This window comes from Shinella sp. BE166 (assembly GCF_051201095.1).
Lineage (GTDB): Bacteria > Pseudomonadota > Alphaproteobacteria > Rhizobiales > Rhizobiaceae > Shinella > Shinella lacus.
This window is the reverse complement of record NZ_JBPEHL010000005.1, coordinates 443,546-463,740: the sequence shown is the minus strand read 5'-3', so window position 1 is coordinate 463,740 and position 20,195 is coordinate 443,546. Positions and strand designations below refer to the sequence as shown.

Annotated in this window: 18 protein-coding genes and 1 tRNA gene; 11 read left to right on the top strand and 8 right to left on the bottom strand. The window is 64.9% G+C overall.

What is annotated here, in order from left to right:
- The 4 genes from J2Y63_RS16335 (at window position 1) to J2Y63_RS16320 (ending at window position 3,736) form a co-directional block, all read left to right on the top strand.
- Window positions 1-77: transfer RNA gene (locus J2Y63_RS16335), tRNA-Met, on the top strand.
- A 128-nt stretch (window positions 78-205) separates the two neighbouring features.
- Window positions 206-1,603: a DUF2793 domain-containing protein gene (locus J2Y63_RS16330; protein WP_435266935.1), complete on the top strand. Its 1,398-nt coding sequence runs from the start codon at window positions 206-208 to the stop codon at window positions 1,601-1,603.
- Between the two features lie 69 nt (window positions 1,604-1,672).
- Window positions 1,673-2,131 carry a YbaK/EbsC family protein gene (locus J2Y63_RS16325; protein ID WP_256121334.1) on the top strand — a complete coding sequence of 153 codons (459 nt, stop codon included), beginning with the start codon at window positions 1,673-1,675 and terminating at the stop codon, window positions 2,129-2,131.
- Between the two features lie 312 nt (window positions 2,132-2,443).
- Window positions 2,444-3,736 (top strand): NCS2 family permease, encoded by a 1,293-nt coding sequence (locus J2Y63_RS16320; RefSeq protein ID WP_256121335.1) that lies wholly within the window; start codon window positions 2,444-2,446, stop codon window positions 3,734-3,736.
- 53 nt (window positions 3,737-3,789) lie between these two features.
- Here J2Y63_RS16320 and J2Y63_RS16315 read toward each other — a convergent pair whose 3' ends face one another.
- The 5 genes from J2Y63_RS16315 to puuE form a co-directional block, all read right to left on the bottom strand.
- Window positions 3,790-4,587 (bottom strand): SRPBCC family protein, encoded by a 798-nt coding sequence (locus tag J2Y63_RS16315; RefSeq protein ID WP_435266934.1) that lies wholly within the window; start codon window positions 4,585-4,587, stop codon window positions 3,790-3,792.
- On the bottom strand, window positions 4,571-5,182 hold the full coding sequence (locus J2Y63_RS16310; RefSeq protein ID WP_435266933.1) for a helix-turn-helix domain-containing protein: 612 nt from the start codon (window positions 5,180-5,182) through the stop codon (window positions 4,571-4,573). The genes J2Y63_RS16315 and J2Y63_RS16310 overlap by 17 nt, the downstream gene beginning before the upstream one ends.
- A 96-nt stretch (window positions 5,183-5,278) precedes the next feature.
- Window positions 5,279-5,764 (bottom strand): ureidoglycolate lyase, encoded by a 486-nt coding sequence (locus J2Y63_RS16305; RefSeq protein WP_435266932.1) that lies wholly within the window; start codon window positions 5,762-5,764, stop codon window positions 5,279-5,281.
- Window positions 5,761-6,768 carry an allantoicase gene (gene alc / locus J2Y63_RS16300; RefSeq protein WP_435266931.1) on the bottom strand — a complete coding sequence of 336 codons (1,008 nt, stop codon included), beginning with the start codon at window positions 6,766-6,768 and terminating at the stop codon, window positions 5,761-5,763. The genes J2Y63_RS16305 and alc overlap by 4 nt, the downstream gene beginning before the upstream one ends.
- Window positions 6,769-6,776: 8 nt before the next feature.
- Window positions 6,777-8,195, bottom strand: coding sequence for an allantoinase PuuE (gene puuE / locus J2Y63_RS16295; RefSeq protein ID WP_435266930.1), 1,419 nt, complete (start codon window positions 8,193-8,195; stop codon window positions 6,777-6,779).
- A gap of 162 nt (window positions 8,196-8,357) precedes the next feature.
- Here puuE and uraH point away from each other — a divergent pair, with 162 nt between their 5' ends.
- From uraH to xdhC, 4 genes are read left to right on the top strand one after another with little or no spacing between them, the layout of a single operon-like run.
- Window positions 8,358-8,723 carry a hydroxyisourate hydrolase gene (gene uraH, locus J2Y63_RS16290; RefSeq protein WP_435266929.1) on the top strand — a complete coding sequence of 122 codons (366 nt, stop codon included), beginning with the start codon at window positions 8,358-8,360 and terminating at the stop codon, window positions 8,721-8,723.
- Window positions 8,724-8,726: 3 nt separating this feature from the next.
- Window positions 8,727-10,205 carry a xanthine dehydrogenase small subunit gene (gene xdhA, locus J2Y63_RS16285; RefSeq protein ID WP_435266928.1) on the top strand — a complete coding sequence of 493 codons (1,479 nt, stop codon included), beginning with the start codon at window positions 8,727-8,729 and terminating at the stop codon, window positions 10,203-10,205.
- 3 nt (window positions 10,206-10,208) lie between these two features.
- Window positions 10,209-12,563, top strand: a complete 2,355-nt coding sequence (xdhB, locus tag J2Y63_RS16280; protein WP_435266927.1) for a xanthine dehydrogenase molybdopterin binding subunit — start codon at window positions 10,209-10,211, stop codon at window positions 12,561-12,563.
- Between the two features lie 4 nt (window positions 12,564-12,567).
- Entirely contained in the window at window positions 12,568-13,416 is an 849-nt protein-coding gene (gene xdhC, locus J2Y63_RS16275) for a xanthine dehydrogenase accessory protein XdhC (protein ID WP_435266926.1), read from the top strand.
- On the opposite strand, the gene J2Y63_RS16270 is transcribed toward xdhC, so the two are convergent.
- The gene (locus J2Y63_RS16270; protein WP_435266925.1) at window positions 13,406-14,350 is read right to left on the bottom strand and encodes a LysR family transcriptional regulator; all 945 of its coding nucleotides are present in this window, start codon (window positions 14,348-14,350) and stop codon (window positions 13,406-13,408) included. The two genes, xdhC and J2Y63_RS16270, sit on opposite strands and share 11 nt — an antisense overlap.
- A gap of 141 nt (window positions 14,351-14,491) precedes the next feature.
- Here J2Y63_RS16270 and J2Y63_RS16265 point away from each other — a divergent pair, with 141 nt between their 5' ends.
- Both J2Y63_RS16265 and guaD read left to right on the top strand, forming a co-directional pair.
- Window positions 14,492-15,733 (top strand): urate hydroxylase PuuD, encoded by a 1,242-nt coding sequence (locus tag J2Y63_RS16265; protein ID WP_435266924.1) that lies wholly within the window; start codon window positions 14,492-14,494, stop codon window positions 15,731-15,733.
- Window positions 15,730-17,064, top strand: a complete 1,335-nt coding sequence (gene guaD, locus J2Y63_RS16260; RefSeq protein ID WP_435266923.1) for a guanine deaminase — start codon at window positions 15,730-15,732, stop codon at window positions 17,062-17,064. Before J2Y63_RS16265 ends, guaD begins: the two co-directional genes overlap by 4 nt.
- Here guaD and J2Y63_RS16255 read toward each other — a convergent pair whose 3' ends face one another.
- Together J2Y63_RS16255 and bhcR are read right to left on the bottom strand one after the other, a co-directional pair.
- On the bottom strand, window positions 17,065-17,361 hold the full coding sequence (locus tag J2Y63_RS16255; RefSeq protein ID WP_435266922.1) for a hypothetical protein: 297 nt from the start codon (window positions 17,359-17,361) through the stop codon (window positions 17,065-17,067). It lies immediately after the preceding gene.
- Between the two features lie 55 nt (window positions 17,362-17,416).
- Window positions 17,417-18,244 (bottom strand): HTH-type transcriptional regulator BhcR, encoded by an 828-nt coding sequence (bhcR, locus tag J2Y63_RS16250; RefSeq protein WP_256121349.1) that lies wholly within the window; start codon window positions 18,242-18,244, stop codon window positions 17,417-17,419.
- Window positions 18,245-18,409: 165 nt separating this feature from the next.
- Between bhcR and gcl the strand changes: the two genes are divergently transcribed.
- On the top strand, window positions 18,410-20,194 hold the full coding sequence (gene gcl / locus J2Y63_RS16245; protein WP_435266921.1) for a glyoxylate carboligase: 1,785 nt from the start codon (window positions 18,410-18,412) through the stop codon (window positions 20,192-20,194).
- The last annotated feature ends 1 nt before the right edge of the window (window position 20,195 follow it).

The following is a 20,195-nucleotide window of genomic DNA, read 5'->3' as shown; positions in this document are numbered from 1 at the left end:
CGCGGGGTGGAGCAGCCCGGTAGCTCGTCAGGCTCATAACCTGAAGGCCGCAGGTTCAAATCCTGCCCCCGCAACCAAATATCAAAAAGCCCTCCAAACTCGGAGGGCTTTTGCCGTTTCTAGGGGTGGGAAAAATTAGCCGCTGTTTTCCCCGCCCGCCCGCGCGTCCGTATACTTCCGGAAAACCCACACAGGAACCGGAAACATGGACGCATCCGAAAACCTAAACCTTCCCTATATCCTCCCCGCACAGGCCCAGAAGCATGTGACGCACAATGAGGCCATCAAGGCGATCGATGCGCTGCTTCATCTGGCGGTCGGCAGCCGGAGCGTGGCGAGCCCGCCGGGAAGTCCTGCAGCGGGGGATCGTTATATCGTGCCTGTTGGCGCCACGGGGGCCTGGACGGGGCGGGGGAGGGATGTCACGGCCTGGCAGGATGGAGTCTGGACCTTCTATACGCCCCGCGATGGCTGGTTGGCCTATGCCACGGACGAAAACCGCATGCTGACCTTCGAGGAGGGCGAATGGGGGCTTGCCACCGTCAGTGTCGCGATTCCGGTCGAAGTCGGTATCAACACGACGGCGGATGCGACGAACCGGTTGGCGGTCGCCTCGCCCGCTTCGCTCTTCACCAATGAGGGTGCCGGGCATCAGGTCAAGATCAACAAGGCCAATGCGGGCGACACGGCGTCGCTGCTGTTCCAGACGGGCTGGTCCGGGCGGGCCGAGATGGGGCTTGCCGGCAGCGATGCGTTCCGCGTCAAGGTGAGCGCCGACGGCTCCACCTTCAACGACGCCATGGTCGTCGACCAGGCGACGGGCAGGGTTTCCTTTCCGGCCGGCGCCGTCGGCCTGCGGCCACAGCTCACCGGAAACCTTACCTATTATGTCGCGGCGACCGGGAGCGACAGCAACAACGGACTTTCCGTTGGAGCGCCCTTTGCGACGCTCCAGAAGGCGATCGACGAGGCGCATAGGCTCGACTGCGCGAGCTATGACGTGACGATTGAGCTTGCCAACGGAACCTATGTCGGCGCGAGCGTCGTGCGTCCGCTGATCGGCGGCGGCACGCTCTTCATCAAGGGCAATGAGACGACGCCGGCGTCGGTCGTGCTGTCCTCGGGGCTCAGCTTCCGGAACGGGGCGCAGGTTCGGGTCAGCGGCCTGCGGATCGCCATCGGCACGGATCTCATCCATGCGCTTTCGGTCAGCAACGGCGTCACGCTCCGCCTCGGCAAGATGGAGTTCGGCGCAGTGGGCGCCAATGCCGACCATATCTTCGCTGACAGCCCCTGCCAGATCGTGCTGGAGGACAATTACACCATCAATGGCGGCGCGCGGCGGCATATGAACATCGCCATGGGTTATCTCACGGGCGTCAACCGCACCTTCACGCTGACCGGCACGCCCGCCTTCACGCAGTTCATTGCCACGAGCAGCTGCGGCACCGTGGCGCTCTCCAACCCGACGATCGTCGGCGCCGCCACCGGCGGCCGCTACATCGCCGAGACGAACGGCGTCATCAACACCTTCGGCAAGGCGGCGACCTTCCTGCCGGGCTCGACCGCCGGCACGATCCCGACCGGCGGCATCTACGCGTGAAAGCATAGTATGCGTTGCTTTTCGGTGGCCTCTTGCAAGGAGGCCGCCGGACTGGCTATGAACATGGGCATGTCTCTCGAATCCGTCCGCAGCTTCTTTTCCGAAAACGCTCCCGATGTCGCGGTGCTCGTCACCGAGCAGAGTTCGGCGACCGTGACGCTGGCCGCCGAAGCCCATGGGGTGGCGCCGGAACAGATCGCCAAGACGATCTGCCTGCGCATCGGCGAGGAGATCGTGCTGCTCGTCGCCGCCGGCACGGCACGGCTCAGCAACCGGAAATTCAAGGACCGTTTTGCCGCCAAGCCGCGCATGCTCGATGCGGAACAGGTGCTGGCGATCACCTCCCATCCCGTCGGCGGTGTCTGCCCGTTCGGCCTGCCCGCTCCCGTGCCGGTCTATTGCGACGTGTCGCTTCGGCCGTTCGACGAGGTGGTTCCGGCGGCGGGCGCGACGAATGCGGCGGTGCGCATTGCGCCGGAGCGCATGGCGGCGCTGGTCAAGGGCGAATGGGTCGACGTCTGCGAGTGACGCAGAGCCCTGCCGATCCGGCAAATCGCGCCGCCGCTCGGGCGAATCCGTGCCCTGCATCAGGCGAATCGTGAAAGAGTTTCGCTCAAATTCGGGGAAATGCCCGGCTGGCGCAACTGCGCTCAAACAAGCAATATGACGAAACTGTGATCAACCGCGGCCGGCTTCCGGCGGACAGCGGCGCGCGGGCGCGGGAAATCCGCGGGGGCGGCGGTTCGCAGCGCGAAGCGCCGGCCAGGACCGGGTGGCTGGAGGAGCTTTGACCCGGAAGTTTCGCACGGCGCGCCTCAGGCAGCGCCAGGGGGAGAAAACATGTTTGAACGGCTTTTCAAGCTGAGTGAGCACGGCACGTCCGTGCGCACAGAGGTGATCGCGGGTCTCACGACCTTCCTCACCATGTCCTATATCATCTTCGTCAACCCGGACATCCTGTCGACCACGGGCATGGACCGGGATGCCGTCTTCGTCGCGACCTGTCTTGCCGCGGCTCTCGGCTCGCTGGTCATGGCGCTCGTCGCCAACTGGCCGATCGGCATGGCGCCCGGCATGGGCCTTAACGCCTTCTTCGCTTTCACCGTCGTGGCGGCGCTGGGCTTCACCTGGCAGCAGGCGCTGGGCGCGGTGTTCATCTCCGGCATCATCTTCGTCATCCTGACGGTGACTGGTGTTCGCAGCTGGCTGATCGCCGGCATTCCGCATTCACTGCGCAGCGCGATTGCCGCCGGTATCGGTCTCTTCCTCGGTATCATCGCGCTGAAGAATGCCGGGATCGTCGTCGACAATCCGGCGACGCTCGTCGGCCTCGGCAGCTTGAAGGAAACCGGCCCGCTTCTCGCGATCCTCGGCTTCTTCGTCATCGCGGTGCTCGATGCGCTGCGCGTGAAGGGCGCGATCCTGATCGGCATTCTCGCCGTCACGGTGCTCTCCTGGATCTTCGGGGTCAGCGAGTTCCGCGGCGTCGTCTCGGCCCCGCCGTCGATCATGCCGACCTTCCTGCAGCTCGACATCATGGGCGCTCTGCATGGCGGCCTCATCCATGTCATCCTGGTCTTCGTGCTCGTCGAAGTTTTTGACGCGACCGGCACGCTGATCGGCGTCGCCAAGCGCGCCAACCTCATCCAGGAAAACAAGCCGAGCCGCCTCGGCCGTGCGCTTCTCGCCGACAGCACGGCGATTGTCGCCGGCTCCCTGATCGGCACCAGCAGCACGACGGCCTACGTGGAAAGCGCGTCCGGCGTGCAGGCCGGCGGGCGTACGGGCCTCACCGCCTTCACCGTCGCCATCCTGTTCCTCGCCGCTCTCTTCATCTCGCCGCTCGCCGCCTCCGTGCCGACCTATGCGACGGCACCGGCCTTGCTTTACGTGGCAGGCCTGATGATGCGGGAACTGACGGAAATCGAATGGGAAGACCTGACGGAAGCGGCGCCGGCGGCACTCACCGCGCTCGCCATGCCCTTCACCTATTCGATCGCCAACGGCCTTGCCTTCGGCTTCATCAGCTATGTCGTGCTGAAGCTGTTTACCGGCAAGTGGAAGGATATCCACCCGGCGACGGCCATCGTCGCGGTCCTCTTCGTCATCCGCTTCGCCTTCTTCGCGGAGTAAGAGGCTTACTTCAAAAGGAACGGGCCGCGTGATGAATGCGGCCCGTTTTCGTTTCAGGATTTTGCGATGCCGTCGAGCCAGGCCTGCCATGTCGGCTCGGTCGCAGCGGCGGTGTCCGCAGCTTTCGGGCCGTAGAAGAAGCGGCAGACGCTGAGCCGGACCGCTTCGCCCATGCGGTAGATGCCGAACAGGCCGACGCCGGGCACGTCGCCGGCAATGTGCACCAGAACGTAGCGCTGCTCCTCGTCCTGCCGCACGCGAACGACTTCGCCGAAAAATGTTTCGCCGGCGTCGACGGTCCAGTTTTCGCCGGCATCGGCCGTTTCGTGGCCGAGCCCGTCGAGCAGCTTGCGCCAGACCACGAGATCCTCGCCCTTCGCTTCGGCGCTGATCTGGAAGGAGGCGGCGGTGTCGCCGGCGTGATGGCGCAGATAGAGCCGCAGCACCTCGAAGAAGCCGGGCCAGCCGGATTCGAAGCCCTCCATCTGGCTGTCCCAGTCATCGGTCGAAGAGAAGAGGGAATGCACCATGCGGATCAGGCACTGGTCGCCGGAGCGCGCGACGATGCTGATCTCGGTGGCGACCGGCGGCGCATTTTCCGCCCAGCCCACCTCCACATAGCCGAAACGGTGCGGCGGCTCCCATTGGGTGACCGTGCCGCCGGAGGTGACCCCCGGCATGAAATGGAAGGTGATCTGGCCGCCGATCTTGCCCTCGATCTCGGCCTTGGTGAACCAGGCCGTGTTGCCGGGTCCGGTCGCGATTGCCTGCCAGACCTGGTCGGGTGTGCCGGGCACCAGAAATTCCATCTCCACCCAGCGTTTGCCGGTGGCGTCAAAGTTCGTCGGCATGGGTCTTCCTTTCGGTTTCCGGAGGTGCGGGATAGGCGGCGACCACCAGCCTGTGCGGCCGGCCGCCTGGGGTCGTGTCGTCGTGATAGCGGGCGGCGAGCACGGCTACCGCTTCGGTGAGATCGGCGGTGAAGGCGGCGCGTGCGGTGGGCGAGGCGAAGCGGATTGTCGTGTCGATCGAGAGCGTGGCGAGCCGTTTGTCCGAAGCCCGCGCGCCGCGCCAGAGCGCGCCGACCTCGCGCACGATGCGGGCGGCGAGCGCGATGAGGTAGCTCGCGGAGAGCCGGTCGCCATTGAGGGCCGGGTCGGCGCCGACCGGGCCGAGTGCTGCGGGCGAAACGACATAGGAGCGCGCCGTCGCCACCATCAGCCGCTCGGTGATGCCACCCCAGTGGCGCGCCTCGGTCTGTTCCACCAGCTTGCCCTCTTCCAGCGCCTTGAGGTGATAGTTGACCTTCTGGCGCGTCAGGCCGACGCGGCCGGCAAGCGCGGCTGCGGAGGAGGGAACCGAGAGTTCAGCGAGAAGCCGCGCCTTGATCGGGTCGAGGGCGAGGGCGGCCGCTGCCGGCGTATCGAGGATGTCGAGATCGAGCATGCGCAAGGATTCCATTGACAAGAAAATTTGTCAAGGAGGCCGAGAAAGTGCCGGCCCGTGGAGGCGGGCCGGCGGATCCGCTGCCCGGTGGATGGATCAGCGGATCAGGAAGGTTTCGTCGTAAAAGTGCTCTTCAAGGTTCACGCCCTCGCCGCCGCGATCGACCACGGCGAAATCGGAGACGGTTTCGAGCGGCGTCAGGATGCCATGCCAGACATTGCGGCCGATATTGACGCCCTGCCCGGGCGCGGTGCGAAAAGCGATCGGCTCGGCCGGTCCGTTTTCCGTCTCCTCGGCGACGACGACGAGGAAGGGGCTTTCGCCGAGCGGAATGAAGGCCTGGCTGCCGAGCGGATGGCGCTCGACCATCTTCAATTCCAGCGGCAGCGGATAGGGCTCGCCGCGCAAGAGGCTGATCATCGGCCGGGCCTTTTCGCCCGTCGTCTCGATATGGGCGAGGTCGTGGAAGCGGGTGCATTTGCCCGCATTGATCGGGAAATTCGGCGCCCCGTCCTGCTCTATGACCTGGCCGAAGGGCGCAAAGGCCTCTCGGGTCAACGGTCTGATCTCGATGGTCTTCATGTCTTTCCTCCCTCGGCCGGATGGCCAAAAACACGCAGGCGGCTGACGCCGCCGTCCGGATGGATGTTGAGGCGGACATGCGTCACCGCACCCGCCCGCTTCACGAGATGGCCGTCGAACGTGTGGATACGGTCGGCGGCCAGTTTCTGTTCGGGCAGGATTTCCTGCCAGAACATCGACGCGGCTTTGACAAGGGTGGGGAGGTCCCCCGTCGAGCCCGTCAGGTCGGCGGCCTGCATGGAACAGGCATCCGGGTAATTGCCCTTGAAATGGGCGGTATCGACGACGATGCTGTCCACCGTCGCCCGCGTGGCGAGCTTCACCACGATCCATTCGTGGCCGGGCTCGCGGCGCCGGCTGGTCTCCCAGCCGTCACCCATATTGACGCCGCGGCCGGGCGCGAGCAAGCGCTGATGGCCGTAGTGCCCGTTCGAAAGCGCGATGACCTGGCCGCCGGCAAGGGCCGCGGCAAGGTCGATCGGCTCTTCCGTGGGGACGAGCGTCGGAATGCCGTAGACCCGTAACCGCGCCACCCCGCCATCGGGATAGATGCGAAGCCGCACATGGCTATAGAGCCCGTCTGCGGCGCAGTCGAAGAAATGCTGGGCGCTTGGCCCGAGCGGGCTGGGCCCGAGCAATTCCGCCCAGGATGTCCGGTCGTCGGGGCCTTCGGGCGCATGACAGGCCTCGATGGCACAGGCCGTCGGAAAATTGCCGGTGAAAAAAGCGGTGTCCACGTCGAAGCCGCGGATGCGGCCGGGCGTGGCGAGCGCGATGACTGCATGGTCATGGCCCGGCCCGCGCCGCCGCCGCGTTTCCCAGCCGTCCATCCACTTGCCGTTCTCGTCATAGAGGCCGGGCTGAAAGACGGCCGGTTCATCGGCCAGCATGCGCGACAGCGGCCCGAAGAATTCATCCGTGGCGAAGATGCCCCTTGCCCCGAGGCTGGCCGCGGCAAGGTTGATCGTTCCACGGGTGAACGCAGGCAGGGCGCCGGTCGACATGATCTCTCTCAGGCCGGCAGCAAGGCTTTGAGCCGCAGCAGCCCGATCCGCTCCACCTGCTTGCAGGCAGTAGCGAATTCGACGTCGCGGTCATTGCCGATGCGTGTCTGGAAGGCGGCGAGGATGCTGGCCTTGGTGTTGTCCCTGACCGCGATGATGAAGGGGAAGCCGAATTTCCGGACATACTCCGTGTTGAGCTCGGTGAAGCGCGCCCGCTCCTCGTCCGTCAATGCGTCGAGGCCGGCCGACGCCTGCTCTTCGGTCGAGCTCGCCGTCAGGCGCTTGGCCTCGGCCAGCTTGCCGGCGAGGTCGGGGTGGGCGACGAGCACGCCGAGCCGTTCGGCATCGCTTGCCGCGCGGAACTGGAAGGTGAGCGCTGCGGCAAGGCCGACTGCGGTATCGTTAGCCGGCGAAAGTTCTCCCGCCCAGGCGCGGCGCGCGACCCAGGGCGAATGCTCGAAAATATCGCCGAAGCGTGTGACGAAAGCCTCTTCCGCCATCTGCGAGGGGCGCTCGGCCTGCTTCTGCGGCGGATGGGTCTTCGCCCAGTGCTCGGCAATGTCGATGCGGCGCGCGATCCAGACCTTGTCGTGGCTCTGCACGTAGTCGATGAAGCGGGCGAGCGCCATGACGCGGCCCGGCCGGCCGATCAGCCGGCAATGCAGGCCGATACTCATCATCTTCGGGCTGCCCGCCTTGCCTTCGGCATAGAGCGCATCGAAGGAATCCTTCAGGTAGCTGAAGAACTGGTCGCCGCTGTTGAAACCCTGCGGCGTCGCGAAACGCATGTCGTTGGCGTCGAGCGTGTAGGGAATGATGAGCTGCTGGCGGCCGCCATGCTCGTACCAGTAGGGCAGGTCGTCCGCATAGGTATCGGATACGTAGTCGAAGCCGCCTTCTTCCGCCACCAGATCGACGGTGTTTACCGAACAGCGGCCGGTATACCAGCCGCGCGGCCGCTCGCCGGTGACGAGTGTGTGCAGGCGGACCGCCTCGGCAATCGCCGCGCGCTCTTCTTCGGCCGGCATGTCCTTGTGCTCGACCCATTTCAGGCCGTGCGAGGCGATTTCCCAGCCGGCCTCCAGCATGGCGGCGACCTGGGCCGGCGAACGCTGCAAGGCGGTCGCCACGCCATAGACCGTGACCGGCACGGCCTTTTCCGTCAGCAGCCGGTGCAGCCGCCAGAAGCCGGCGCGTGCGCCATATTCGTAAATCGATTCCATGTTCCAGTGGCGCTGGCCCGGCCATTGGGCGGCGCCGACGATTTCCGAGAGGAAGGCCTCGGATGCGGCATCGCCGTGCAGCACGCAGTTCTCGCCGCCCTCTTCGTAGTTCAGCACGAACTGCACGGCGACGCGCGCCTCGCCCGGCCACTCGGCCGCCGGCGGTGTCTGTCCGTATCCGTGCATGTCACGGCAATATCGCATGGGAACGCTCCTCCAAACCCTGTCCATGGCGAATTTCTAACCCGAAATCGCGCGGGCCATTCCCCCGGAAATTTTGAAAGTCTCGAACGATCCCGCCGCTTTTCAGGGGGTAGGGGCTGACGGATAGTGGAGAGAGGAGCACTGTGTACGCGGAGGAAGATCATGCAGTCACATTCGCAGCCGGCCGGCCGGCTCACGACCCACGTCCTGGATACCGCCCGCGGCAAACCGGCGGAGGGGCTGCGCATCGAACTCTTCCGGGTCGAGGGCGATGCCTTCCATCTGCTGAAGACGACCGAGACGAACGATGACGGCCGCTGCGACGCGCCGCTTCTTGCCGGCGAGACCATGAAGGCCGGCACCTACGAGCTGCGCTTCCACGCCGGCGACTATCTCGGCCGCACGGGCGATGGCCCGATGTTCCTCGATATCATCCCCATCCGCTTCGGCCTTGCCGACGAGGGCGCGCATTATCACGTGCCGCTGCTCGTCTCGCCCTATAGCTACTCCACCTACCGCGGGAGCTGAACCATGCCTGTCGAGATCCGCTCCGAGCTGCGCTTCATCCTCAACGGCCGTGACGTGGCGCTGCGCAACGTGGCGCCGGACCACACGCTGCTCGACTGGCTGCGCCTTTCCCGCCTGCTCAAGGGCACCAAGGAAGGCTGCGCGGAGGGCGACTGCGGCGCCTGCACGGTGCTGGTCGGGCGCCTGACGCCGTCCGGCGGCCTCGTCTATGAAGGCGTCAATGCCTGCATCCGCTTCCTCGGCTCGCTGGATGGCTGCCATGTGTTGACCGTCGAGCATGTTGCCGCAAGCGACGGTCATCTGCATCCCGTGCAGCAGGCGATGGTCGATTATCACGGCTCGCAATGCGGCTTCTGCACGCCGGGCTTCGTCATGTCGCTCTATGCGCTGTGGATGCAGTCGCCGAACCCGAGCGACCAAGAGATCGAAACGGCGCTCCAGGGCAATCTCTGTCGCTGCACCGGCTACGAGCCGATCCTGCGCGCCGCGCGCGCCATTTCGAGCTACGGCAATACGGACAAGGACCCGCTGCTCACCGAGCGTGCAACCATGATCGCGCGCCTCAAGGCCTTGCGTGACGGCGCCCGTGTCGAGATCGGCGAGGGAAAGCACCGCTGGATCGTGCCGGCGAACCTCGACGATTTCGCTGCCGTGCTGGAAGCCTCGCCGACCGCGACCGTGGTCGCCGGCTCCACCGATGTCGGCCTGTGGGTTACCAAGCACATGCGCGCCATCACGCCGGTCTTCATCGCCGGGCTCGATGAACTGAAGGCGATTTCCGTGCAGGACGGCGTGGTCTCCTTCGGCGCCGGCGTCACCTATTCCGAGGCGATCGCCACGCTGTCGCACCATATCCCGGCGCTCGGGCCGCTCATCACCCGCATCGGCGGCCAACAGGTTCGCAACATGGGAACGATCGGCGGCAACATTGCCAACGGCTCGCCGATCGGCGACACGCCGCCGGCACTGATCGCGCTGGATGCATCGCTCACCTTGCGCAAGGGGGCGCAGCGGCGCACCATCCGGCTCGAAGACTATTTCATCGCCTATGGCAAGCAGGACCGCCAGCCCGGCGAATTCGTCGAAGCCGTGCAGGTGCCCATTCCCGCCGCGACGGAAAAATTCGCCGTCTACAAGGTGACCAAGAGGCGCGACGAGGACATTACGGCAACGCTCGGCGCCTTCCGCCTGGTGCTGGCCGACGATGGCACGGTGGCCGAAATCCGCATCGCCTATGGCGGCATGGCGGCGACGCCGAAGCGGGCCGCCGCGGTCGAGGCGGCCCTTCTCGGCCGGCGGTGGACGGAAGCGACGGTGGAAGCGGCGATGGAAAAATATGCCGACGACTTTTCGCCTTTGACCGACATGCGCGCCACCGCGGAGTATCGCGCCCTGGTGGCCAAAAACCTTCTCCTGCGTTTCTATATGGAAACGACGTCAAGCGAGACACCCGTTCAGGTGTCCAGATACGAGGCTGCGTGAGCCATGAACAAGCACACCCCTGACCTCAAGGCCGAAAAGATCGCTGGCGGCGTGCATTCCAGCATGCGCCACGACTCGGCGCACAAGCACGTCGCCGGCACCGCCGTCTATATCGACGACATCACGGAACCCGCCGGCACGCTGCATGCCGGCCTCGGCCTCTCGACCGTCGCGCATGGCATCCTGAAATCCGTCGATCTGTCTGCCGTGCGCGCCGCGCCCGGCGTCGTCGACGTGCTGACCCATGAGGACGTGCCCGGCGTCAACGACATCTCGCCCTCCTACATGAACGACGATCCGGTGCTGGCGAACGGCAAGGTCGAGTTCCATGGCCAGCCGATCTTCTGCGTGATCGCCGAGACGCGCGAAGAGGCCCGCCGCGCCGCGCGGCTCGCCAAGATCGAATATGAAGAGCTGCCGGCCGATATCGATATCTGGGACCTCGACGTCAAAACCCACCGCCAGGTCGTCACCCCGTTGACGCTGAAGCGCGGCGATGCCGCCGCTGCCCTCGAAAGCGCGCCGCGCCGCATCAAGGGCCGCATGCGGCTTGGCGGGCAGGATCACTTTTATCTCGAAGGCCAGGTCTCGCTTGCCGTGCCGGGCGAGGATGACGAGGTGCTCGTCTATTGCTCGACCCAGGGGCCGAGCGAGACGCAGCACATGGTCGCGCACGCGCTCGGCGTACCGAGCCATGCCGTGACGGTGGAAGTGCGCCGCATGGGCGGCGGCTTCGGCGGTAAGGAAACCCAGGCGAACCAGTGCGCCGCCTTGGCCGCCATCGCCGCCAAGAAGCTGAACCGCGCCGTAAAAGTCCGGCTCGACCGCGACGAGGACATGGCGGCCACCGGCAAGCGGCACGATTTCGCCATCGACTACGATGTCGGCTTCGACGACGAAGGCCGCATCCTCGGCATCGACTACACGTTCGCTCTCCGGGCCGGTTTTTCGGCGGACCTGTCCGGCCCGGTGGGCGACCGTGCGCTGTTCCACTGCGACAACGCCTATTTCTTCCCGCATGTGCATGCCAAGTCCGCACCGCTCTACACCAACACCGTCTCCAACACGGCGTTTCGTGGCTTTGGCGGCCCCCAGGGCATGGTGGGTGCGGAGCGCGTCATCGACGAGGTGGCCTTCGCCGTCGGCAAGGATCCGCTCGATATCCGCAAGCTGAATTTCTACGATGCGATGGGCGTGGAGGGCACACGCAACGTCACGCCCTATCACCAGAAGGTGGAAGACTGCATCATCCAGCGCATCGTCGCCGAGTTGGAGGAAAGCGCCGACTATGCCGGCCGCCGCAAGGCGATTGCGGAATTCAACGCGAAAAGCCGCATCGTCAAGCGCGGCTTGGCGCTGACGCCCGTCAAGTTCGGCATTTCCTTCACCAAGACGGAATCGAACCAGGCCGGCGCGCTCGTGCATGTCTATACGGACGGCTCCGTGCACATGAACCACGGCGGCACCGAGATGGGCCAGGGCCTGCATCTCAAGGTGGCGCAGGTCGTCGCGGAGGAATTCCAGATCGACCTCGACCGGGTGAAGATCACCGCGACGACGACCGCCAAGGTGCCGAACACCTCGCCGACCGCCGCCTCCTCGGGCGCCGATTTGAACGGCATGGCGGCGCAGGATGCCGCCCGCCAGATCAAGGACCGGCTCATCGATTTCGCCGCGGAAACCCACCAGGTTCCGCGCGAGCAGGTGGTGTTCCTGCCGAACCGGGTGCGCATCGGCAATGCGGAGATCTCCTTCAGCGATCTCGTGAAGAAGGCCTATATGGCGCGTGTCCAGCTCTCGGCCGCCGGCTTCTACAAGACGCCGAAGATCCACTGGGACCGCTCGAAGGGCCGCGGCCACGCCTTCTACTATTACGCCTATGGCGCGGCCTGCTCGGAAGTCTCCGTCGATACGCTGACCGGCGAATATGTGGTCGAACGCACCGATATCCTGCACGATACCGGCCGCTCGCTGAACAGGATCATCGATATCGGCCAGATCGAGGGTGGTTTCATCCAGGGCATGGGTTGGCTGACGACGGAAGAACTGTGGTGGGACGGCAAGGGGCGGCTTCGCACGCACGCGCCCTCCACCTACAAGATCCCGCTCGCCTCCGACCGCCCGAAAATATTCAATGTGGCGCTGACCGACTGGTCGGAGGCCTACGAGCCGACGATCCACCGCTCCAAGGCCGTGGGCGAACCGCCGCTGCCGCTCGGCCTTGCCGTGCTGCATGCGCTGTCGGACGCGGTGGCGAGCGTCGCGGATCACAAGATCTGCCCGCGCCTCGATGCACCGGCAACGCCGGAATGCGTGCTGATGGCAATTGAACGGCTCAAGGCTCAGAAGAAGGGGTGACGTCATGCCCGCCCTGCGCGAAGACATCCGGGATTTCCTGCGCCGCGAACCGGTGTCGATCCTGGTCGAGGTGACGGGTGCCGCGGGCTCCACGCCGCGCGACACGGATGCCTGGATGCTGGTGTCGGACCGGGCGATCTTCGCGACGATCGGCGGCGGGCAGCTCGAATATATGGCGATCGACCAGGCGCGGCGTGCGCTCCGCTCCGGGCTTGCGGCCGAGCCGATGAACGTGCCGCTCGGCCCGGAGATCGGCCAGTGCTGCGGCGGACGGGTCGGGCTTTCCTTCACCGCCATGAACCCGGGGCTCGCCAAAAGCCTGATTTCCCGCAGCGACCGCGAAATGGCGGCGCGCCCGCATGTCTACGTCTTCGGTGCCGGCCATGTCGGCGATGCGCTCGCCATGGCGCTGTCGCTGGCGCCCTTGCGCGTCGTGCTGGTGGATACGCGGGAGGACGAGCTTATGGCGTCCACGGTGCCGCGCATCGAAACCTGCCTGACGGCCATGCCGGAAGCGGTGGTGCGAGACGCGCCGGCCGGCAGCAGCTTCGTCATCCTCACCCACGACCACGCGCTCGATTTCCTCATCACCGCCGAGGCGCTGAAGCGCGCCGATGCGGCCTATGTCGGCATGATCGGCTCGAAGACGAAACGCACGACCTTCCGCAACTGGCTGTCGCGCGAATTCGGCCAGCCGGGCCTGTTCGAAAACCTCATCTGCCCGATCGGCGGCACCACCCTGAAGGACAAGCGTCCCGCCGTCATCGCCACACTTGCCGCCGCCGAGATCATGACGGCGGCGCTGAGCTGGACCGATAGCCGGGTCAATAGATTGCGGGCCGTCAGCCGCTAGCGGTTTCGTCGGCAGGCGCGTCACCGAGCAGCTTGCCGATCAGCCGCTGACATCGCTCGGCCATGAAGTCGATCATCAGGCGGACCTTCGGGTCCTGGAACCGCTTGTGCGGGTAGATCGCGGCGAGCTGCACGGAAGCGGGCGGCGAATCCTTCAGGATTTCGACCAGCCGGCCTTCCTTCAGGTGCGCCTTCACCTCGAACAGCGGCTTGTTGATGATGCCGCGGTCCTCCAGCGCCCATTGCGTGAGCACGTCGCCGTCGTCGCTGTCATAGGGGCCGGCGACTTCGAATTTGCGCGGGCCTTCCGCGGTCACCAGCGTCCAGAAATATTCCTTCGAACCGGGATACCGCAGCAGCAGACAGTCATGTTTGTCGGCAATCAGCGCATCCGCATTTGCCGGCACGCCGCGCCGCGCCAGATAGGCGGGCGAGGCACAGAGCACGCGTTCGCAATTGAGGATGCCGCGCATGCGGAGATTCGAATCCTCCAGCACGCCGAGCTTGAAGGCGACATCGACGCCTTCGGCGAGGATATCGACATTGTGGTCCGACAGGCGCACGCGCACTTCGATATCCGGGTACTTGTCGTGGAATTCCGGAATGCCCGACGCGATCAGCCGCCGGCCGATGCCGAGCGGCGCGGTGATCCGGAGCGAGCCTTTCGGGTTGCGCGAGAGGTCGGCGATCGCCGCCTCCGCCTCGTTCACCGCCTCGATGATCTTGACGGCGCCGTCGTAGAAGACGCGGCCGTGTTCGGTCGGCGAGAGCTTTCGCGTCGTGCGGTTGAAGAGGCGCACGCCGAGATGGCGCTCCAGTTCCTTGATGCGATTGCTGGCGACCGCCGGGGTGACACGCTGGTCGCGCCCTGCCGCTGAAAGAGTACCGAGTTCGACCACGCGAACGAAGACGCGCACATTATCGAGATAGGACATGGATTCCTTCTACCACATTGGCGTGCAGAGCAAAGTGGGGGCCATCTTATAGATTTTTTTGAAAGTGTTGGGGATTCACCGGGATTTCCGAGAAAATCGCTTGATGGCAAACAAGACCACGAAAAGTGGGTGGAGGTCCCTATGTACGAATATGCCATAGCCTGGGATTGGCTGATGTTTGCCGTGCGCTGGCTGCACGTGATCACGGCGATCGCCTGGATCGGCTCGTCGTTCTATTTCGTCGCGCTCGATCTCGGCCTGAAGAAGCACCCCGCACTGCCGCCGGGCGCCCATGGCGAGGAGTGGCAGGTGCATGGCGGTGGTTTCTACCACATCCAGAAGTATCTCGTGGCGCCGGCCTCGATGCCCGAGCACCTCGTCTGGTTCAAGTGGGAAAGCTACGTCACCTGGCTCTCCGGCTTCGGCATGCTCTGTCTCGTCTATTATGCAGGCGCCGACCTCTACCTGATCGATCCGAACGTGCTCGACGTCTCCAAGCCCGTGGCGATCGCCATCTCGCTGGCCTCGCTCGCCTTCGGCTGGATCATCTACGACCTCATCTGCAAGTCGCCCTTCGGCAATGACAACACGCGGCTGATGGTGGCGCTCTATTTCATCCTGGTCGCTGTGGCCTGGGGCTATACGCAGCTCTTCACGGGCCGCGCTGCCTTCCTGCATCTCGGCGCCTTCACGGCGACGATCATGTCGGCGAACGTGTTCTTCATCATCATGCCGAACCAGCGCGTCGTCGTCGCCGATCTCATCGCCGGCCGCACACCCGATCCGAAATACGGCAAGATCGCCAAGCAGCGCTCCACGCACAACAATTACCTGACGCTGCCCGTGCTGTTCCTCATGCTGTCGAACCATTATCCGCTGGCCTTCGGCACGGAGTTCAACTGGATCATCGCCTCGCTGGTCTTCCTGATGGGCGTCACGATCCGCCATTACTTCAACACGACCCACGCCAACGCCGGCAACCCGACCTGGACCTGGCTTGCAACCGCGCTGCTTTTCGTCCTCATCATGTGGCTCTCCACGGTGCCGAAGGTGCTGACCGGCGAGACGGCGGATGCCAAGGTCTCGGCGGTCCAGCAGTCCTTCATCACGGCGGAGGCCTTCCCGAAGGTGCGTGACACGGTGCTCGGCCGCTGTTCCATGTGCCATGCCAAGGAACCCGGCTGGGAGGGCATCATCACCCCGCCGAAGGGCGTGGTGCTGGAAACGGATGGCGAAATCGCCGCCCATGCCCGCGAGATCTATCTGCAGGCCGGCCGCAGCCACGCCATGCCGCCGGCAAACCTGACGCAGATTTCCGACGAGGAGCGCCGTCTCCTCGTCTCCTGGTACGAAAGCGCCGTGAGCGGGGAGAAAATCCAATGAGCGAACTTTTGATCCGGGGCCGCGTGCTCACCTTCGTCGCCGAGCCGCAGGGCATCGACGATGCTGCCTCCTACCGCTATTTCGAGGACGGCGCCGTCTTCGTGCGGGGTGGCAAGGTGGTCGAGACCGGCAACTATGCCGATATCCGCAAGCTGGCCGGTGCCGAGGTCGAGATCGCCGATCACCTGCCTAACCTCGTCCTGCCCGGCCTCATCGACACGCACCTGCATTTCCCGCAGACCCAGGCGATCGCGTCCTATGGCGCGCAGCTTCTCGAATGGCTGAACACCTATGTCTTCGTCGAGGAGCAGAAGTTTTCGCGCCCCGCCCATGCGGCGGCGGTGGCAGAGCGATTCATGGACGAGCTGCTCTCGAACGGCACGACGACCGCCGTTGCCTATTGCTCGGTACATCCCGAAAGCGTCGACGCCTATTTCTCGGCGGCCGAAGCGCGCGGCATGCGCATGATCGGCGGCAAGGTGATGATGGACCGCAATGCGCCGGATGCGCTACGCGACACGCCGCAGCAGGGTTATGACGAGACGAAACGGCTCATCGAGAAGTGGCACGGCCGCGGCCGCGCGCATTATGCGATCAGCCCGCGCTTCGCCATCACCTCGACGCCGGAGCAGCTGGAGATGAGCCAAGCGCTCGTCGCCGAACATCCCTCCTGCTACGTCCAGACGCATCTTTCGGAAAACCGCGACGAAATTGCCTTCGCAACTTCGCTCTATCCGGAGGCCAAGGACTATACGGATATCTACGCCCGTTACGGACTGCTGAACGACCGCATGCTGCTCGGCCATTGCATCTATCTGAGCGACCGGGAGATTTCGGTTCTGGCGGAGACCGGCGCCGTCGGCGTCTTCTGCCCGACCTCGAACCTCTTCCTCGGCTCCGGCCTGTTCGATCGCGACCGTTTCGACAGGCTCGGCGCGCGCTGGTCGGTCGCCACCGATGTCGGCGGCGGCACCAGCTTCTCTATGCTGGAAACCATGGACGAGGCCTACAAGGTGCTGCATCTGCAGGGCCAGCGGCTGACGCCGTTCAGCTCGTTCTACCGCATGACGCTCGGCAATGCCCGCGCGCTCGGGCTGGAAAACCATATCGGTTCGCTGCATTCCGGCGCGGATGCGGATATCGTCGTGCTCGATTCCAGCGCCAAGTCGGCGATGGAATATCGCATGCGCACCGCGACCTCGCTGCTCGAAGAGCTGTTCATCCTCCAGACCATGGGCGACGACCGTTGCGTCGCCGAGGTCTATGTCGCCGGCAAGGCGATGAAGGGGAAGGGCAAGGCCGCCGAAAAACGCGTTCTCGAAACGGCCTGATTATTTGACGGTGCAAACACCGTTCGCGCCACCGTGTCCGGTATAGGACACGTCGGGCGAGCCGTCCGGGCGGATGGTGAGCGAGATCGTCACGCCGCCGCCCTTGGCCTCGTAATAATTGTCGTTGAAGACGTGGAGCTTGGCTTCCTTGCCGTTGATGTAGACCGGCCCGCCCTCGTCGGCATGCACCTCGATCTTGCCGGGGCAGGTGGCGTTGACGAGCGGGATCTTTGCAAAGGCCGGGCTTGCGGCAAGCAGCGTGAAGGCGGCGGCAACGGCGGGGCGGACGATGCGCATCGGGAAATCCTCTCGTGATTTTCACCGGGCAAAACTGAGCCCTTCGCCGGCAAAGTCAAGCGCGCTTCGAGCGTCCACCCATGGCCTTGGTTAACTCTTCTGCAGCCGCGCGCACCACCGGCCCGAAGGCGCCGACCTTCTCGTCCGGCAGGCGCACCGCCGGTCCCGACACGGAAATCCCCGCAACGGCCTCGCCATATTCGTCGAAGATCGGTGCCGCCACGCAGCGCATGCCGAGCGTGTGCTCCTCGTCGTCGATCGACCAGCCGCGGATGCGAATCTTGGCGATATCCTCCAGAAGCATCGCCACGCTGTCGCGGGTCTTGTCGGTAAAGTGCTGCAAGGTGCGGCCGGCGAGCAGCGCTTCGATGCGGGAATCCGGCCAGGTCGACAGGATCGCCTTGCCGATGCCGGACGCGTGGATCGGCCCGCGCCGGCCGGGGCGGAAGAAGGCGCGCATGGGCGCATGGCTTTCGACCTGCGAGATGAAGACCACGTCGCCGTCGTCCTCAATCGCGATGTTGGCGGTCTCGCCGCAGCCTTCCATCAGTTGTTTCAGGAAGGGCCGGCTGATCGTGCCGAGCTTGCGGAAGCGGAGGTAAGCGGTGCCGATCTCGAAGGCCTTCACGCCGATCGTCCAGGCGCCGGTCTCGTTGTCATGGGTGACCATGCCGTGCTGGGCAAGCGAGGTGAGCAGCCGGTGCACGGTGGACGGCGCCATCGCCGACTGGTCGGCAAGCTCTGTCAGGCCGGCACCATCGGCCTGCGCCACCAGCTCCAGCAGTTTCAGGCTGCGATCCAGCACCTGCACCGAAGAGGGCGCCGCGTTTTCGCCGGCCTTGCGGCCCGGTTTGGCCCGCGTCTTTTCCTGATGGTCCGCCATGTCGTTTTCTCCTGTCCGCCGACGTCATGACATAGCTGGCCCGGATCGATTGTTCCAGTTTCGTTGAAAATGTTTATTTCCACATGATGGGATTGATTTCCATTTTATGATTGCACGCCATCGGAAATGGGTTACCTTCCAACTCGAGAGACGGAGGAAATTCCCATGGCAAAAATGCGTGCTGTCGATGCAGCGGTCCTGGTTCTGGAAAAGGAAGGCATTGATTGTGCCTTCGGCGTTCCGGGTGCTGCGATCAATCCCTTCTATTCGGCGCTGAGGGCGCGGGGCACGGTCCGCCATGTTCTCGCCCGCCACGTCGAGGGCGCAAGCCACATGGCGGAAGGCTATACCCGTGCCCGTGCCGGCAATATCGGCCTGTGCATCGGCACCTCGGGTCCGGCCGGCACCGACATGATCACCGGCCTCTATTCGGCCTCGGCCGATTCGATCCCGATCCTCTGCATCACCGGCCAGGCGCCCCGCGCCCGCCTCGACAAGGAGGATTTCCAGGCCGTCGACATCGCGAAGATCGCGGCTCCCGTCACCAAGTGGGCTGTCACCGTCATGGAGCCGGGCCTGGTTCCCTACGTCTTCCAGAAGGCGTTCCACACCATGCGCTCCGGCCGTCCCGGTCCGGTCCTGATCGACCTGCCGATCGACGTCCAGCTCGCCGAAATCGAATTCGACATCGACGCCTATGCGCCGCTCGAACCCTACAAGCCGGCTGCCACCCGCGCCCAGGCCGAGAAGGCGCTCGCCATGCTGAACGCATCCGAGCGGCCGCTGATCGTCGCCGGCGGCGGCATCATCAATGCGGATGCCTCCGATCTCCTGGTTGAATTCGCCGAGATCGTCGGCGTCCCGGTCATCCCGACGCTGATGGGCTGGGGCACGATCCCGGACGATCATCCGCTGATGGCCGGCATGTGCGGCCTGCAGACCTCGCACCGCTACGGCAATGCGACCATGCTCGCCTCCGACTTCGTCCTCGGCGTCGGCAACCGCTGGGCCAACCGCCACACCGGCAATATCCCGACCTATACGGAGGGCCGCACCTTCGTTCACGTCGACATCGAACCGACCCAGATCGGCCGCGTCTTCACGCCCGATTTCGGCATCGTGTCGGATGCCGGCGCCGCGCTGAAACTCTTTCTCGACGTTGCGACGGAGTGGAAGGTCGCCGGCAAGCTGCGCGACTGGTCCGGTTGGGCCGAGGAATGCCGCGAGCGCAAGCGCACCATGCTGCGCAAGACCCATTTCGACCAGACGCCTTTGAAGCCGCAGCGCGTCTACGAGGAAATGAACAAGGCCTTCGACCGCGACACCTGCTACGTCTCGACCATCGGCCTTTCGCAGATCGCCGGCGCGCAGTTCCTGCATGTCTACAAGCCGCGCAACTGGATCAATTGCGGCCAGGCCGGCCCACTCGGCTGGACGCTGCCGGCAGCGCTCGGCGTGCGTGCCGCCGATCCGGATCGTCCGATCGTCGCCCTGTCCGGCGACTATGACTTCCAGTTCCTCATCGAGGAGCTTGCGGTCGGTGCCCAGCACAAGCTGCCCTACCTGCATGTGGTCGTGAACAATTCCTATCTCGGCCTCATCCGCCAGGCCCAGCGCGGCTTCAACATGGACTTCGAAGTCTCGCTCGCCTTCGACAACGTCAATGCATCGGACGATGCGGAGCCGGGCTATGGCGTCGACCATGTCGCGGTCGCCGAAGGCCTCGGCTGCAAGGCGATCCGGGTCCGCAGCCCGAACGAGTTCCAGGAAGCCTTCAACACGGCGCAGAAGCTGATGAAGGAGCACCAGGTTCCCGTCGTCATCGAGTTCATCCTGGAGCGCGTCACCAACATCGCCATGGGCGCCGACATCAATGCCGTCGTCGAGTTCGAGGAGCTTGCCGAACGCGGTGAAGATGCCCCGACCGCCACGATGGCACTGCTGGACTAAG

Bases quoted from the DNA above. Each gene is read 5' to 3' on its own strand.
- J2Y63_RS16330 (WP_435266935.1), top strand. From the start codon at position 206: ATGGACGCATCCGAAAACCTAAACCTTCCCTATATCCTCCCCGCACAG.
- J2Y63_RS16325 (WP_256121334.1), top strand. From the start codon at position 1,673: ATGTCTCTCGAATCCGTCCGCAGCTTCTTTTCCGAAAACGCTCCCGAT.
- J2Y63_RS16320 (WP_256121335.1), top strand. From the start codon at position 2,444: ATGTTTGAACGGCTTTTCAAGCTGAGTGAGCACGGCACGTCCGTGCGC.
- J2Y63_RS16315 (WP_435266934.1), bottom strand. From the start codon at position 4,587: ATGCCGACGAACTTTGACGCCACCGGCAAACGCTGGGTGGAGATGGAA.
- J2Y63_RS16310 (WP_435266933.1), bottom strand. From the start codon at position 5,182: ATGCTCGATCTCGACATCCTCGATACGCCGGCAGCGGCCGCCCTCGCC.
- J2Y63_RS16305 (WP_435266932.1), bottom strand. From the start codon at position 5,764: ATGAAGACCATCGAGATCAGACCGTTGACCCGAGAGGCCTTTGCGCCC.
- alc (WP_435266931.1), bottom strand. From the start codon at position 6,768: ATGTCGACCGGCGCCCTGCCTGCGTTCACCCGTGGAACGATCAACCTT.
- puuE (WP_435266930.1), bottom strand. From the start codon at position 8,195: ATGCGATATTGCCGTGACATGCACGGATACGGACAGACACCGCCGGCG.
- uraH (WP_435266929.1), top strand. From the start codon at position 8,358: ATGCAGTCACATTCGCAGCCGGCCGGCCGGCTCACGACCCACGTCCTG.
- xdhA (WP_435266928.1), top strand. From the start codon at position 8,727: ATGCCTGTCGAGATCCGCTCCGAGCTGCGCTTCATCCTCAACGGCCGT.
- xdhB (WP_435266927.1), top strand. From the start codon at position 10,209: ATGAACAAGCACACCCCTGACCTCAAGGCCGAAAAGATCGCTGGCGGC.
- xdhC (WP_435266926.1), top strand. From the start codon at position 12,568: ATGCCCGCCCTGCGCGAAGACATCCGGGATTTCCTGCGCCGCGAACCG.
- J2Y63_RS16270 (WP_435266925.1), bottom strand. From the start codon at position 14,350: ATGTCCTATCTCGATAATGTGCGCGTCTTCGTTCGCGTGGTCGAACTC.
- J2Y63_RS16265 (WP_435266924.1), top strand. From the start codon at position 14,492: ATGTACGAATATGCCATAGCCTGGGATTGGCTGATGTTTGCCGTGCGC.
- guaD (WP_435266923.1), top strand. From the start codon at position 15,730: ATGAGCGAACTTTTGATCCGGGGCCGCGTGCTCACCTTCGTCGCCGAG.
- J2Y63_RS16255 (WP_435266922.1), bottom strand. From the start codon at position 17,361: ATGCGCATCGTCCGCCCCGCCGTTGCCGCCGCCTTCACGCTGCTTGCC.
- bhcR (WP_256121349.1), bottom strand. From the start codon at position 18,244: ATGGCGGACCATCAGGAAAAGACGCGGGCCAAACCGGGCCGCAAGGCC.
- gcl (WP_435266921.1), top strand. From the start codon at position 18,410: ATGGCAAAAATGCGTGCTGTCGATGCAGCGGTCCTGGTTCTGGAAAAG.